The sequence below is a fragment of the Kitasatospora sp. NPDC085895 genome (assembly GCF_040702125.1).
Lineage (GTDB): Bacteria > Actinomycetota > Actinomycetes > Streptomycetales > Streptomycetaceae > Kitasatospora > Kitasatospora arboriphila.
Window position 1 is genome coordinate 1 of record NZ_JBFBJY010000062.1, and the last position, 13,989, is coordinate 13,989.

Here is a 13,989-nt window from a genome sequence, read left to right on the forward strand (position 1 = left end):
CCTACCGGTCCTCCCGGTCACCGGCCCCCGCCCCCCCCGGTCGCAATCCCCCGGGCCCCCCGCGGCCCGCCGGGCGCGCCCGCCGGTCGGGGGGGCCCGCCGGTCGGTCCGGGGTGCGCCCGTCGGTGCCGGGCGCGGTTCGGATCAGTCGGGGAGGCGGTCCAGGATCCATTCGCCGAGTTCACGCGTGACGGCGGTGTGTTCGGTGGTGGTGCTGGAGCACAGGAAGTCGTCGAGGTCGCTCTCGGACGGGTCGAGGTCGTCGATGTCGGCGTACAGGGCCTTGTTGTCGTCGAGGTCGCGGATCGAGACCGCGCTGACGGAGGGGACGAAGCAGACGTGTTCGTGGCGCAGGTCGACCTGGGCCCCGAACTTCTCGAGCATGTCGGCGAGGATGCCGTAGGAGCGCAGCGTGCCGCCGGGGGCGCCGTCGAGCTCGGGGAATCCGCTGGTGGTGACGGTCTTCTCGGCCTGGGGGAAGCGCCGCTTGAGTTCGGCGACGACGGCGTTGTCGCCCTGGGACTGGGCGTAGAAGGTGGTGCCGGGGTAGATCCGGTTCACGGTGAGGATGATGTCGCCGGGCTCGACGGCGAGGCCGGTGCCGTCGCCGCGGCCGTTGGCGACGCCGATCAGGCGCGGGAGGCGCGGCCAGCCGCCGAGCCGTTCCAGCTGCTGCAGGAACTCGGTGCGCTCGGGGGCCACGCCGATCGTCCCGGTGGCGGGGTCGTAGTGCCGCCAGAGCATCTGCCGCGCGGCCGGGCTGTCCATCTGCCGCGCGAAGTCGTTGGGCACGGGGATGAAGTGGGAGAACGCCTGGAGCCCGATCGGGACGACACCGCCGCGGTGCGGGCTGTCGTACGAGAAGTACAGCCGCGTGCGGTGGTCCATCCGCTGCGTCTCCAGCCGCGCCAGGGCGTATCGGGTGATGATGCCGCCCATGCTGAAGCCGCCGACCGTCAGCCCGGCGGAGCCCAGTTGCTCGGCGTTGGTCCGCATGATGCAGGCGATCGCGGCCTCGGCGTTGGCCGTGATGGAGGCGGAGCGCTCGTCGAAGCCGAGCAGGACGACGTCGCGCCCGCGGCGGCGGAGCTCGGTCAGGAAGGGGTAGTCGCGGTCGAGGCCGGCGTAGAGCCAGGTGAGGTCGCTGCGGCCGAGGTTGAAGCCGTCGGCGATGATCACGGGGTGGGTGATGCCCTGGTTGCGTTCGCCGTAGAAGACGTGGGCGAAGCCGTTGGGGAGCTGCCACTCCTCGTCGGGCGTGGGTACGGGGTACGGCAGCGGGGTGGGGGCGGTGGAGTCCAGCGGGGCCGCGAGGGTGAAGGCGCCGACGCTCTGCTCCGACTTCTCGTCCTGGTCGGACAAGGGGTTACCTCCTTCGGGTACGCACGGGCCGCAGCAGCCGCGGGACGGGGCTGGGGACCGCAGGCCCGTGCGGGTGACGCCTGCATCATCGGACGGTGCGGAGCGGAGCGGCCGGTTCCCACGCGAACGGTTCCCCTCGACGGACGAATCATCAGCTGATCGCACAGCGCGGCGTCCAGGGCGGGTGCCCCCTGCACACGGGGCACCCCCGGGGCCCGGTGCAGCCCCGGGTCACCGGCGCGGCGTCAGGTCCCGCAGTCCGTCGGCGAGGAGGGCGAACGCCTGTTCCGCGTCCGCGACGGCGCCCGGGTGGCGGGTGTCGGCGGGCGTGCCGGCGGCGAGGCGGGCGGCGTTGTCCTGCGCCAGTACCCACTGGACGCCGACGATCTGGACGGCGGCGAGGCGCGCCGTGAGCTCGGGGGTGTCGGCCGTCTCCTGCAGGGCCCGGGCGAGGGCCTGTTCGGCGCCGGCCTTGAACCGGTCCATCCGGGCGGCGAGGGAGGGCGCGTCCTGGATCATCCGGGTCAGCCGCAGCACGTGGGGGTGGTCGTTGAGTCCGGTGATCGGGTCCCGTTCGTGCAGCCCGCGGAGGAAGTGCGTGCGCAGTTCGGCCAGCGGGGCGGTGCCCGGCGGGCGGGCGCGGACGACGCGGGCGGCCTCGGCCTCGTGGTCGGCGAGGCGGTGCAGCACGAGGTCTTCCTTGGTCGGGAAGTAGGCGAAGAGCGTGCGCTTGGACACCTCGGCCGCCTCGGCGACCTGGGCCACCGAGACCTGGTTGAAGCCGTGTTCGAGGAACAGGGCGATCGCCGCGTCGGAGATCGCCGCGCGGGTCCGCTGCTTCTTCCGCTCCCGCAGCCCTGGCGTGCCGTCCACGGCGACCAACCTAGCAGAGGGCTTCTCCCGGGGCATTTCTGCACCTGGTATACATTTGCCCCGAGGCGAGAATACGAGCGGAGTGAGGACCTTGACCGAGAACGGGACCGACAACGAGACCTGGACGGCGGCCGGGACGGAGGTGGTCGTCGTCGGTGCCGGCCCTGCCGGGCTGGCACTGGCCTGCGAACTGGCCCTGGCGGGCATCGACACCCTGGTGCTGGAGCGGCTGCCCCGGCGCGTCGAGCAGGTGAAGGGCGGCGCGATCCAGCCCCGTACCGCCGAACTGCTGGAGCTGCGCGGACTGCTGGAGCCGGTCCTGCGCCGGACCGCCCCCGGCGACCCGGTGGGCGGCCACTTCGCGGCCCTGCCCGTCCCCCTGGACTGCACGCCCTGGCAGACCCGGCACCCCTTCCCGATCGTGCTCCCCCAGTGGGAGATCGAGGAGGTGCTGGAGAAGCGGGCAATCGCCCTCGGCGCGCGGATCCTGCGCGGCACGGCCGTCCGCGCGGTCGACCAGGACGAGGACGGCGTGGTCGTCACGGCGGACGGGTTGCAGGTGCGGGCGCGCCACCTGGTCGCCTGCGACGGCGCGCACAGCACGGTGCGCCGACTCCTCGGCCTCCCGTTCCCCGGCCGGCCGGGCACCCACCGGGCGGTGCTGGCCGACATCCGCCTGTCTGCCGTGTCCCCGCTGGTGCCGCAGAAGCTCGGACACATGAGCACCCTGATCCGCCGCGCCGAGGGCCACTGGGCGGTGCTGGCCCCGCTCGGCGGCGACCGCTACCGCTTCACCTTCGGCCGCACGGACCGCACGGACGGGACGGACCGGACGGACCGGACGGACCAGGAGGACGCCTCCCGCGACTCCCCCGTCACCCGCGAGGAGATCGCCGAGGTGCTGCGGTCCGTGTACGGCGAGGAGACCGCGCTCGGCGCGGTGGACAACTCCTCGCGGTTCACCGATGCCACCCGGCAGCTGGAGCAGTACCGCACCGGGCGCGTCCTGTTCGCCGGAGACGCCGCGCACGTCCACCCGCCGCTCGGCGCACAGGGCCTCAACCTCGGTATCCAGGACGCCTTCAACCTCGGCTGGAAGCTCGCCGCCACCGTCCGGGGCCACGCACCGCACGGCCTGCTGGACAGCTACCACGCCGAACGCCACCCGGTCGGCGCCCAGGTGCTGCACCACACCTCGGCGCAGCGCGTCCTCGCGGACCCGAACCCGAGCGAGGACGTGGCCGCCCTGCGCGACATCGTCACCGACCTGCTGCGCCTGCCCGACGCCAACCGCCACCTAGCCGGGCTGATGTCCGGCCTCTCCCTGCACTACCCGCCGCAGGACGGCCGCCCGCGGCACCACCCGCTCACCGGCCGGCGCGTCCCGGACACCGAACTCACCCTCGGCACCGGCACCGTCCGGCTGTCGGCCCTGTTCGCCGCGGGGCACGCCGTCCTGCTCGACCTCGCCGGAGCCGTCCCGGTCGGTCTCCCGCTCCCGCCGCAGGTCGACCTCGTTCGCGCCACCTGCACCGACGGGCTCGCCGCGGCGGCCGTGCTGATCCGCCCCGACGGCTACGTCCGCTGGGCCACGGACGGCACCCCCGCCGACGCCGACAGCCTGCTCGCGGCGATCGCCGACCACCTCGTGCGGCTGCCCTGACTTCGTGCGGGGCCCGCCGACGGCGCGGCGCCCGCGGGCGTCGTCAGGCGCCCAGGGAGCAGCAGTGGTCCTCCGTCTGTTCCAGCCACCACCAATCGTCGCCCTCCGCGGCGGCCGCCGCCTCCGGATCGATCCGCACGAGCGAGGAACGGACGAAGGTGAGGAAGGCGCAGTGCTCGCCGCACCCGTCGTCGCCACGGGTCGCACGGCCCACCGACAGGCAGAGCGCCCGGTCGCTCATCGCCAGGCAGGCGGCGAGGGCGGTGAGCGAGGTGTTGACCGTGTCGCCGTACGAGTCGACGACCCGGCCGGTGGCCAGGTCGAGCCGGAGGGCCGGCTCGCCGTGGACCTCGGCGATCACCAGGCGGCCGTCCGTGACGGTGAGTTCCTTCATCGCCCGGTCGGTGTCCAGCCAGCCCAGCGCCGAGACCCGGGGCAGCCCGAGCGTCCCCAGCACCCGGACCGGTTCCGCGTCGCCGGTCGCCGCGGCGAGCTGCCCGGGGTCGGCGAGGACCACGCCCCTGTAGTACGTCTGCACGTCCTCGGGCGTGAGCCGCCCACCGTCCCACCAGACGTCCCGGGGCAGCAGGTTGGACGCGGTCACCCGGTGGTGCGCGCCGGCGGCCGCGCCCTGACCGGTGAGCGCGGCCGTGGGTGCGGGTGCGGGTGCGGCCGGCGGGCCGAAGTCGAACAGTGCGGCGCCGCTGTAGCCCGCGATCAGCACCCGGTCGCCGGGCAGCACCCGGATGTCGCCGTCGTGGGCCACCGGGTAGAGCGCGTGGACGGAGGCCGTGGCGGCCCGGGTGACGGTGACCTCGACCATCGAGTGGAGCGGGTCACCGGTGTCCAGCGCCGAGGCCATCGCGGCCGGCGGCTCCTCCTGCGCCGGTTCGTCCGGCGACGGCCCGCCGAGCGGGGCACCGTCCGCCAGGGCGTACCACCGGTAGGTGTGGTCGTCGCGCGACTGCAGGCAGACCTCGCTGCCACCCGCCCGGAAGCCGTGCAGCGCGACCGGGCCGGTCCAGCCCGGCGCGACGGTGCCGGTGTCCCACACCTCGATCGGCCGCCAGTGCGCCCACACCACCCGCCAGGGCATCGCGAGGCCCAGACCGTCCAGCCACCGGGCGAGCCCGAGGTCACCCCGCATCAGGGCCGCGAACCGCAGCCTCGCCGCCCGCTCCTCCGGTCCGGCCCCGTCCTCCGTCCCGTAGACCCGGGCGACCTCGGACAACACCTCCCCGTACTTCGCCACCCGCGCCGGAAACCCGTCCGGTCGCCACGCCGTCGTCCCCGTTCCCCCGTTCCCCCGTTCCCGCTGATGATCTTGACCATGAGCCTACGGCACCTCGCCGACAGCCCTCGGACGACCGCCAACGGTGCGGCACGCACCGGAATTACGGGCAGTGAACGCCCCTGACGCGACCCTGCTATCACCTGCTATCTTCGGGGTATGGCGAAGACCCAGGTGAACCTCCGCATGGACGAGACCGTCGCCGAGATGGCCAGACACGCGGCCGAGACCCGGCGGATGCCCGTCAACGACTACGTGGCGCAGCTGATCCGGGACGACAACGAGAAGCTGCGCGAGGTCTTCCTGGCCGGTGCGCAGGAAGTGCTGGACGAGTACGGGGACCTGCTCGACGGGATCGAGGCCGCGTGATCCTCCACGTCGATCTCGCCTGGATCCTCGAGGTCGCCGAGCGTGCCGGGGTCGGGGACCCGGCACCGGTGGACTACGGGGTGGCGATCTCCGCGGTGGAGCGGCACCGGGCCGTGGTCGCCGGGCAGGAGGTCTACGACGGGCCGTTCACCCGGGCTGCGGCGCTCGCCCACACGCTCGGCCGGCTGCCGTGGCTGGAGCGTTCGAACCTGCGGGTGGCGGTGGCCGTCGCGCACGGCTACCTGCTGGCCAGCGGGGTCTCGGTCAAGCTCGACCAGGAGCGGGTGTCCGCGGTGGCCGAGGAGCTGAGGCGGCACGGATCCACCGCGGCCGATCTCGCCGCCGTCCTCAGGACGTGGCTCGTCTGACGGGCGTCCGCCCGGCCACCGGGTGCCGACGGGTGAACCAATGCGACGCGCGGCGAGCCTGCCCCCGTTCCGTCGGCCACCCCGTAACGTCGGGGACGGAGGGGCCACCGCCCCTCCTGCGCCGGCCGGCCGCCCTGCCCCTACTCAGGTAGCGGCCCGGCCCGCGCCTCACCCCGCCGGACGCCGGGCCGTTGCCGGCGGCCCCTCCTGCGCCTCCGTCGCTCAGTCGAAGCCGGCCTCGGTGAAGCAGCAGCCTCCGCGCTCGGCGGCGGACAGGGTCGGGGTCGGGGTGTGCCGCGGGGTCTGCCGAACGTACTGACGGAAGCCTCCGGCACGGAACCTCAGGTCGAATCCGTGCCCCTCGACGTGCCACTGCGGCCACTCGGACCTGCCGTCGTCCGGAGCGAGCCGGTACACGTCGTCGATCTCCAGCTCCGGGTGCGTGTTCGTCAGCCCGAGGCTGCCCTCGAGGTCCCACACCTGCTCGAAGACGAGCGTCGCGGGAGCCACCCAGAAGGTGAAGTTCTTCGCAGGCCGGACGGGGTGCACCCAGCGGACGACGTAGTCGAGGTCGAGGAGCAGTCGCGGCACGACGTCGTCCGTCTGCTGCAGGTACAGGCCGTGCAGGGTGGCGTCGTGCCAGCCCATCTCCTCGAAGTCGGCGTCGCTCCGGACGCTCTTGGCGAGACCCGATTCCGGATGGCTGCCGCTGTCCATGACCTCATCCGACCAGAGCGCGCCCCGGCCCGCGCGCGGGCCGGGCGGCTGTTCAGTCCGCGGGGGCGGACACGCGGGGCTTGCGGGCCAGCAGGAAGGCCTGCGCGGTCTTCTCCGGGAACGGCCCGTCGTCGTTGCGTTCGCGCACCGTCCGGGAGATGACGGGCAGTCCGGCGGTCTGCAGCAGGTCGGCGACGTGCTCGGGCCGGCGGCGGTGGAAGACCAGGTCGATTCCGTGGCCGAAGGCCTCGGTCCGGCGCCTGGGTGCGTCGCCGACCTGGAACGCGGTCAGCAGGTGTCCACCGGGGGCGAGCACCCGGTGGAACTCGGCGAACACCTCGGGCAGCCGTTCGTCCGGGACGTGGATGGTGGAGTACCAGGCCAGTACGCCGCCGAGGCCGCCGTCGGGCAGGTCGAGCGCGAGCATCGAGCCCTCCTCGAACCGGAGCGCGGGGTGGGCCTGCCGGGCCGCCGCTAGCATCCCGGCGGACAGGTCGATGCCGAGCACGGGCAGTCCGAGCTCGGCGAGGTACCCCGTCACCCGGCCCGTCCCGCAGCCGACGTCGGCCACCGGGCCCGGGAGGCCGGACGCTTGCACGAGGCCGGCGAATCCGGTGATCTGGGCCCGGTCGAGCGGCTTCGCCGCGAGCTCGGCGCGGAAGTGGCCGGCGTAGTCGGCCGCGACGGCGTTGTAGGAGTCGCGGGTGGCGCGCAGGAAGTCCGGTTCGGTCACGGACGAGCAGCCTACCGGGCGGCCGGTTTGCGGCGGAGTGGACGGGATAGGCGCGCCCGTGCGACGGGCTGCCGTGCCGGCGGGTGCGTCCGACGGCCGGCGGCGCGACCCGCCGACGAGCGGGTGCCGGAAGACACGCTGTCTCGTCCCGGTGCCGTGTCCGGTCGTCGGACGCGGGTGGGCGAGCACGTCCGGCACGCCGCGGAGAGGAGTCATCGTGGCAGGTCCCGTGCTTCCCCCGAAGGCGCCGGCGCCGCCGGTCTCCTCCGCCCCCACCCGCCGTCATCGCCGATCCGGGCGCCCTGGGCCTCGCCGCGTTCGCGATGACCACCTTCGTGTTGAGCTGCTTCAACGCCTCGCTCGTCAACGAGTCCGTGGTCGCCGTGGTGCTGCCGCTGGCGCTGTTCTACGGCGGCATCGTCCAGATCCTCGCGGGCATGTGGGAGTTCCGGCGCGGCAACACCTTCGCCGCGACCGCGTTCGCCTCCTTCGGCGCGTTCTGGCTGGCGTACTGGGGGTTCGTGGAGACCGTGGTGCCGCACCTGCTCCGGGTCCACCAGCTCTACCAGGCGACCGGCCTGTTCCTGCTGGCCTGGACGATCTTCACGGTCTACATGACGGTGGCCGCGCTGCGGACGACCGTCGCGGTCCTCTCGGTGTTCGTCACGCTGAGCCTGACGTTCCTCTTCCTGACCGTCGGCGCGTTCGCCCGGTCCGACACCTGGACGGAGGTCGGCGGGTGGGCCGGGCTGGTGACGGCGGTGGTCGCCTGGTACGCCTCGTTCGCGACGGTCGCCAACGCCACCTTCAAACGGACGCTGCTACCGGTGTGGCCGCTCGCCGGCCCTCCCGCCGCGGCGGCCCCGGGGAGTGGCGATGAGTGAGCGGACGCTGGCCAACCTGTCGCACGAGGAGCGCCGTTTCCCGCCCCCTCCGGAGCTCGCCGCGGCCGCCAACGCCACGGACCGGACGGTGCGCGAGGCGCAGCAGGACCGGCTCGCCTTCTGGGCCGAGCAGGCGGGCCGGCTCAGCTGGGCGGAGCCGTGGACGGATGTCCTGGACTGGTCGCAGGCGCCGTTCGCGCGGTGGTTCGTCGGCGGCCGGCTGAACGTGGCGTACAACTGCGTGGACCGGCACGTCGAGGCCGGGCACGGCGACCGGGTCGCCTTCCACTGGGAGGGCGAGCCCGGCGACACCCGGACGATCACCTACGCGGAGCTGAAGGACGCGGTGTGCCGGGCGGCCAACGCGCTGGCGGAGCTCGGAGTGGCGGCCGGCGACCGGGTGGCGATCTACATGCCGATGATCCCGGAGACGGCGGTCGCGATGCTGGCGTGCGCCCGGATCGGGGCGCCGCACACCGTGGTGTTCGGCGGCTTCTCCTCGGAGGCGCTGAAGGACCGGATCGTCGACTGCGACGCCCGGGTGGTGATCACCGCCGACGGCGGGTACCGCAAGGGTTCCGCGGCGGCGCTGAAGCCCGCGGTCGACCGGGCGGTGGCCGAGTGCCCGGGGGTGCGCAACGTGCTGGTGGTCCGCCGCACGGGTCAGGAGGTGCCGTTCACGGCGGGCCGGGACCTGTGGTGGCACGAGCTGGTGGAGCGGCAGTCGGCGGAGCACGAGGCGCAGCCGTTCGACGCCGAGCACCCGCTGTACATCATGTACACCTCGGGGACGACGGCGAAGCCGAAGGGCATCCTGCACACCTCGGGCGGTTACCTGACGCAGGTGGCGTGGACGCACTGGGCGGTCTTCGACCTGAAGCCCGAGCGGGACGTGTTCTGGACGGCGGCGGACATCGGCTGGGTGACCGGCCACTCGTACATCGTCTACGGCCCGCTGGCGAACGGCACGACCTCGGTGATGTACGAGGGCACCCCGGACACCCCGCACCGGGGACGTTGGTGGGAGATGGTCGAGAAGTACCGGGTGAGCATCCTCTACTGCGCGCCGACGGCGATCCGGGCGTTCATGAAGTGGGGCGAGCAGGTGCCGGCCGCGTTCGACCTGAGCAGTCTGCGGATCATCGGCTCGGTGGGCGAGCCGATCAACCCGGAGGCGTGGATCTGGTACCGGCACAACATCGGGGGCGACCGGTGCGCGGTGGTGGACACCTGGTGGCAGACCGAGACGGGTGCTCAGATGCTCAGCCCACTGCCGGGGGTGAGCACCTGCAAGCCGGGGTCGGCGCTGGGGCCGCTGCCGGGTGTCGGTGCGGACGTGGTCGACGACCACGGCGATCCGGTGCCGGACGGCGCGGGCGGTTACCTGGTGCTGACGGAGCCGTGGCCGGCGATGCTGCGCACGGTGTGGGGCGACCGGCAGCGCTACCTGGACACCTACTGGTCGCGGTTCCCGGGGCTGTACTTCGCCGGGGACGGCGCGAAGCGCGACGAGGACGGCGACATCTGGCTGCTCGGCCGGGTGGACGACGTGATGAACGTGTCGGGGCACCGGATCTCGACCACGGAGGTGGAGTCGGCGCTCGTCTCGCACCCGAAGGTCGCGGAGGCGGCGGTGGTCGGTGCGGCGGACGAGGCGACCGGTCAGGGCATCGTGGCGTTCGTGATCCTGCGGTCCGACGCCGGCGGGGGCGGCCCGGAGGTCGCCGGCGAGCTGCGGGCGCACGTCGCCCGGGAGATCAGCCCGATCGCCCGGCCGCGGGAGGTCCTGGTGGTGCCGGAGCTGCCGAAGACCCGCTCGGGCAAGATCATGCGCCGGCTGCTGCGGGACGTCGCGGAGCACCGCAGTCTCGGTGACGTCACCACCCTCACCGACAGCTCGGTCATGGAGCTGATCCGGGATCAACTGCCCGCGGCCGGCGGCGGCGAGGGTGAGGGCGAGGACGAGGGCGGACGGTAGGCGCGGCTGAGGCCGTGCCCCCTCCGGGGGGATGGCCACCGGGGCGGCCGGTCAGTCGCAGGTGGCGCCGGAGGCCTGCCAGGTCTCCGGGTCGACCATGGCGGTGGGGGCGAACGCCTCGGCGGGGAAGGGCCTGCCGCTGCGCACCTTGTCGTACATGGTCTGCACGGCGAGGGCGCCGACCTCCCGGCCGCTGATCGACAGGGCGGCGCGCATGGCGAAGCGCTCACCGTGCTGCCAGCCCCGGCAGGCGAGGTAGCCGCCGAGGCCGACCCCGATGACGTCGGCCTCGGCGACGCCGGCGGCCCGCAGTGCGGCGATGCCGCCCTCGACGTTCTCGTCGTTGCAGCCCCACACCACCCAGTGCTCGGGGTTCCCCGCCTCCGCGGCCGTGGTGGAGGCGACGGCGCTGCGGGCGCCGTCCGGCGTGTTGTCGGTGCTGACGTTCAGGGTGCGGACCTGGCCGCCGTCCTGGAGGAACGCCAGCCTGGCGGCGTCGATGCGCTCGCGGCAGACGCTGAGGTCCATCCGCGCCGCGGCGACGATCCGGGTGTCGGCGGCCTTCCAGCCGGTCGTGCGGTACTCCTGGGCGGCGCGGCGGCCGACGGCCTCGCCCATCCGGCTGCCGCTGAAGCCGACCCTGGGCACGAGCTTCTGCCGGGCGCAGACGCTCGGGTCGCCGAGGTCGGCGCAGATCTGGTCGTCGGAGGCGAGCAGTTCGATCCGGGCGTCGTGCGCGATCCGCACGAGCTGCGGTCCGAGCGCCGGGTCCGGCACCGCCACGACCACGCCGCTCGCCCCTCGGGCGGCGGCCGACCGGACGGCGTCGAGGGTGCGGGCCGCGTCGGTGCCGACGTCCACCACGTCCAGGTCGACGCCGAGTTCGGAGGCCCTCGCCCGCGCCCCGGCCGCCTCGTCCCGGAAGTACTGCTGGTCGCCCTGCTTCTGGATGTAGGCGACGGAGATCCGCGCCGTCCGGTGCATCTCGGGGCCCTGGGTGGTGCAGGCGCCGAGCGTCGCGATCGCGGCGAGGACGGCGACGGCGCCCGAGGGCGTGGGCAGGAGCGGGGGACGGGACATGGGCGGCCTCGGGCGGTTCTGGGCTCCCCCGCCCACGGCCTCGACCACGGCCCGGGCGGCGGACGTGGGCGGGACGTGAGCGGGACATCGGTGTGGAGCGCGGGACGGTTCGACAGCAAGAACGCGGCAGGGGTGCGTCAGGGAACGCGCGGGCGCGCGGGCCACCCGGCCGGCGGACCGGTGCGGTTCTTGACGCGGCGTCCGGGGCTGCGGTGTGATGATGCCGAGCGTTCGATCCTGTTGGTGTGTGGGGTTTTCTGATGGAGCGACGCCGCGCCCGCGCCGTAGGCTGCCACCGGCCCGGGCACACCGCCGGCGCGGCACGTCCGACTCGTCCCCGGGCGCGCCGCGCCGGCGGCCTTCCCGGGCGGTCGACCCGTCGCCGCGCTGTCCGTGGTGCGTCGAACCCACGTGCCGAGGTCGTGCCGTCCTGCGCCACGGGCGCCTGGGACGCGCGAGTCCCGGGCGACCCGCGGGCCGTGGCCGCGGGCCGGTGGCCGGCCCGCGGGGCGTGACGGGCGGCTCTGCGGGAGCGCCACGGGTGTTCCCCCAGCCGACGTCGGTGCAGCGGGAGGCTCCGTGGTCCTGCGGTCGGTGTCGAACTCACCGGACGGCGACGCGCTCGAGTGCGACGTCATGGAGGGTGCGGCGAACGACGTGCCGGGCGGCCTCCGCACGCGGTCAGCCGTGGGCGCGGGTGGGCGGCGCGGAGGCTTTCGGCACGGGGCCCAGGAGCACGAGCGTGTCGTCGGCCGCCGGAACGACGTCCCGGGCCTCGGTGACGGGTTCGAGTCGGCCGTCGGCCCGCACGACGAAGAGCAGCTCGTGGCCCGGGGGGAGCGGGTCGGCGGCCGGCCGCACGACGAAGCGCGCGCCGAGCTCGTGGCGGTCCTCCAGGACGCTCCGGACGAGGCCGGGACCGAAGAGGACGCCGCCGCCGGAGTACGGGGCGACGATGCCCTGACCTCCGGGGTGCGGGCCGATCCGGTACACCGGACCGTCGAGGCTGTCCTGCACGACCACCGAGGCGAGCGCGTTCAGGTCGTCGTCGTCCGTGAGCAGCAGCGCGGTCGTGACGCCCTCCAGGCGGGCCCCGGGGTCGGTCGCCGTGGCCAGGAGCTCCCCCGGGGCCAGCTCCATCCCCGCCTCCCTGATCCGGTCCCGCTCCCGGGGCAGGCCGGCCCACATGAGCACGTCCAGGCCGGCCGCACGGAGCGACCGGGCGAGGTCGATCACCCACGGTGCGCCGCCGACCAGCAGGGGCCGTGAGCGTGCCGACTCGCCGACCCCCAGCCGTACGGCGACCGGCCTGGCGGTCAGTGCGTAGACCAGGACGGTTCCGACGATCACCAGGAAGGTGATCGGCAGGATCTTGTCGGCGCCCGCCAGGCCCTGGTGGACGAGCGAGGCGGAGAACGTCGCGGCGGTGGAGGCGGCGACGATGCCCCGGGGCGCCATCCAGCCGATGACGGCGCGCTCCCCGGGGCCGACGTCCGTCCGGGCGGTTGCCACGACGGACACCAGCGGCCGCACCACCAGGACGAGCGCCGCGGTCAGCACCAGCGACGGAAGCAGCACCGACGCGACGGACTCCGGCGCGACCGAGGCCGAGATGGAGATGAACAGCAGGCCGATGACCAGTTGGACGACCGTCTCGAAGAACGGGCGGCGGGCCGGCATGTCGAATCCGGGCAGGTTCGCCACCCCGATGCCGGTGACGATCGCCGCGATGAGCCCGGTGTCGTCCAGGACGATGTCGCAGCCCGCCGCCACCGCGACGACCGTGGCCAGTTGCGCGAGCGTGCCGAGCGTCCCGCCGAGCCGCAGCTTGCGCAGGGTCAGCCACAGCACCGCGACGCCGACGGCGCCGCCGGCCAGCCCGACGGCCATGCTTCCGAAGAACAGGCCGACCCGGTAGCCCTCCTTGTCCTGCAACCGGACGATGAGGTGGAAGACGACGGCGCCGAGGATGCCGCCGAGGGGGTCGACGAGGGTCCCCTCCCAGGTCAGGACGGAGCGCACCCGGTCGGCGAGCCCGGCATGCTCGAGCAGCGGACCGACGACGGTCGGCCCGGAGACGACGAGGATGACGCCGAGCATGAGCGCCACGGCGACCGGAACGTCGAACAGCGCGACGACCAGCCCCAGGCAGGCTCCGGCCGTGATGGGGATCCCCAGCACGATCAACCGGGTCACCACGCTCCTGGTCTCGCCCTTCATCTGCTGCGGATCGAGTCCCAGCCCCGCGTCGTAGAGGATCACGGCCACCCCGAGCGACACCAGGGCCGTGAAGTCGGGTACCAGGTTGTCGGGGCGGACCACCTTGGTGAGGGCCCCGGCGGCGAATCCGACGGGCAGCAGCACGATCAGCGACGGGACGTGCAGCTTGCTCGCCAGGATCTGGGAGCCCACTGCCAGCGCGACGGTCAGCGCGGCGCCCAGGAGGATCTGGTCCTGGGTCACGACGGGCCCGCCCCTCCCGGCCACGGAGAAGGCCCGGGGCCGATCCGGTCCCGTACACCCACCGCTCCCCCGGCCTCCCGGTGCCCGGGCCGGTGGACGACCGCGCCTGCCGTCAGGCGCTTCCGGGGGGACGCCACCGTCTCGCACGGACCGCCGCACCGGGCCGGACGGGCAGGAGGCACATCGTCGGTCACCGTCCCCACAGCTG

Annotated in this window: 12 protein-coding genes; 5 read left to right on the forward strand and 7 right to left on the reverse strand. The window is 74.0% G+C overall.

The annotated features are described in order from the left end of the window. Positions 1-144: 144 nt before the first annotated feature. Together AB0442_RS29930 and AB0442_RS29935 are read right to left on the reverse strand one after the other, a co-directional pair. Entirely contained in the window at positions 145-1,362 is a 1,218-nt protein-coding gene (locus AB0442_RS29930) for a hypothetical protein (RefSeq protein WP_366166772.1), read from the reverse strand. 231 nt (positions 1,363-1,593) lie between these two features. Then, positions 1,594-2,235 carry a helix-turn-helix domain-containing protein gene (locus AB0442_RS29935; RefSeq protein ID WP_366166773.1) on the reverse strand — a complete coding sequence of 214 codons (642 nt, stop codon included), beginning with the start codon at positions 2,233-2,235 and terminating at the stop codon, positions 1,594-1,596. Between the two features lie 91 nt (positions 2,236-2,326). On the opposite strand from AB0442_RS29935, the gene AB0442_RS29940 reads away from it, so the two are divergent. After that, positions 2,327-3,898: an FAD-dependent oxidoreductase gene (locus AB0442_RS29940; RefSeq protein WP_366166774.1), complete on the forward strand. Its 1,572-nt coding sequence runs from the start codon at positions 2,327-2,329 to the stop codon at positions 3,896-3,898. 43 nt (positions 3,899-3,941) lie between these two features. Here the strand turns inward: AB0442_RS29940 and AB0442_RS29945 are convergent, their stop codons facing one another. Next, a complete protein-coding gene (locus AB0442_RS29945) occupies positions 3,942-5,150 on the reverse strand; it encodes an SUKH-4 family immunity protein (RefSeq protein ID WP_366166775.1) in 1,209 nt (402 codons plus the stop codon). 198 nt (positions 5,151-5,348) lie between these two features. Here AB0442_RS29945 and AB0442_RS29950 point away from each other — a divergent pair, with 198 nt between their 5' ends. Then, a complete protein-coding gene (locus tag AB0442_RS29950; RefSeq protein WP_363548144.1) occupies positions 5,349-5,558 on the forward strand; it encodes a hypothetical protein in 210 nt (69 codons plus the stop codon). After that, complete coding sequence (locus AB0442_RS29955) at positions 5,555-5,926, forward strand: fic family toxin-antitoxin system, toxin component (RefSeq protein ID WP_366166776.1); 372 nt, start codon at positions 5,555-5,557, stop codon at positions 5,924-5,926. Before AB0442_RS29950 ends, AB0442_RS29955 begins: the two co-directional genes overlap by 4 nt. Before the next feature lie 222 nt (positions 5,927-6,148). Here AB0442_RS29955 and AB0442_RS29960 read toward each other — a convergent pair whose 3' ends face one another. Both AB0442_RS29960 and AB0442_RS29965 read right to left on the reverse strand, forming a co-directional pair. Further along, positions 6,149-6,643, reverse strand: a complete 495-nt coding sequence (locus AB0442_RS29960) for a hypothetical protein (RefSeq protein WP_366166777.1) — start codon at positions 6,641-6,643, stop codon at positions 6,149-6,151. Between the two features lie 52 nt (positions 6,644-6,695). Then, positions 6,696-7,376: a class I SAM-dependent methyltransferase gene (locus AB0442_RS29965; protein WP_366166778.1), complete on the reverse strand. Its 681-nt coding sequence runs from the start codon at positions 7,374-7,376 to the stop codon at positions 6,696-6,698. Between the two features lie 83 nt (positions 7,377-7,459). On the opposite strand from AB0442_RS29965, the gene AB0442_RS29970 reads away from it, so the two are divergent. Together AB0442_RS29970 and acs are read left to right on the forward strand one after the other, a co-directional pair. Next, positions 7,460-8,260 (forward strand): acetate uptake transporter, encoded by an 801-nt coding sequence (locus AB0442_RS29970; RefSeq protein WP_366166779.1) that lies wholly within the window; start codon positions 7,460-7,462, stop codon positions 8,258-8,260. Beyond that, positions 8,253-10,238, forward strand: coding sequence for an acetate--CoA ligase (acs, locus tag AB0442_RS29975; protein WP_366166780.1), 1,986 nt, complete (start codon positions 8,253-8,255; stop codon positions 10,236-10,238). Before AB0442_RS29970 ends, acs begins: the two co-directional genes overlap by 8 nt. Positions 10,239-10,289: 51 nt before the next feature. Here the strand turns inward: acs and AB0442_RS29980 are convergent, their stop codons facing one another. Together AB0442_RS29980 and AB0442_RS29985 are read right to left on the reverse strand one after the other, a co-directional pair. Beyond that, positions 10,290-11,318: a substrate-binding domain-containing protein gene (locus AB0442_RS29980; protein WP_366166781.1), complete on the reverse strand. Its 1,029-nt coding sequence runs from the start codon at positions 11,316-11,318 to the stop codon at positions 10,290-10,292. A gap of 681 nt (positions 11,319-11,999) precedes the next feature. Then, the gene (locus tag AB0442_RS29985; RefSeq protein ID WP_366166782.1) at positions 12,000-13,781 is read right to left on the reverse strand and encodes a cation:proton antiporter; all 1,782 of its coding nucleotides are present in this window, start codon (positions 13,779-13,781) and stop codon (positions 12,000-12,002) included. Positions 13,782-13,989: the final 208 nt, after the last annotated feature.

Excerpts from the sequence above, each read along its gene's own strand:
- AB0442_RS29950 (WP_363548144.1), top strand. The coding sequence starts at position 5,349 with ATGGCGAAGACCCAGGTGAACCTCCGCATGGACGAGACCGTCGCCGAG.
- AB0442_RS29960 (WP_366166777.1), bottom strand. The coding sequence starts at position 6,643 with ATGGACAGCGGCAGCCATCCGGAATCGGGTCTCGCCAAGAGCGTCCGG.
- acs (WP_366166780.1), top strand. The coding sequence starts at position 8,253 with ATGAGTGAGCGGACGCTGGCCAACCTGTCGCACGAGGAGCGCCGTTTC.
- AB0442_RS29980 (WP_366166781.1), bottom strand. The coding sequence starts at position 11,318 with ATGTCCCGTCCCCCGCTCCTGCCCACGCCCTCGGGCGCCGTCGCCGTC.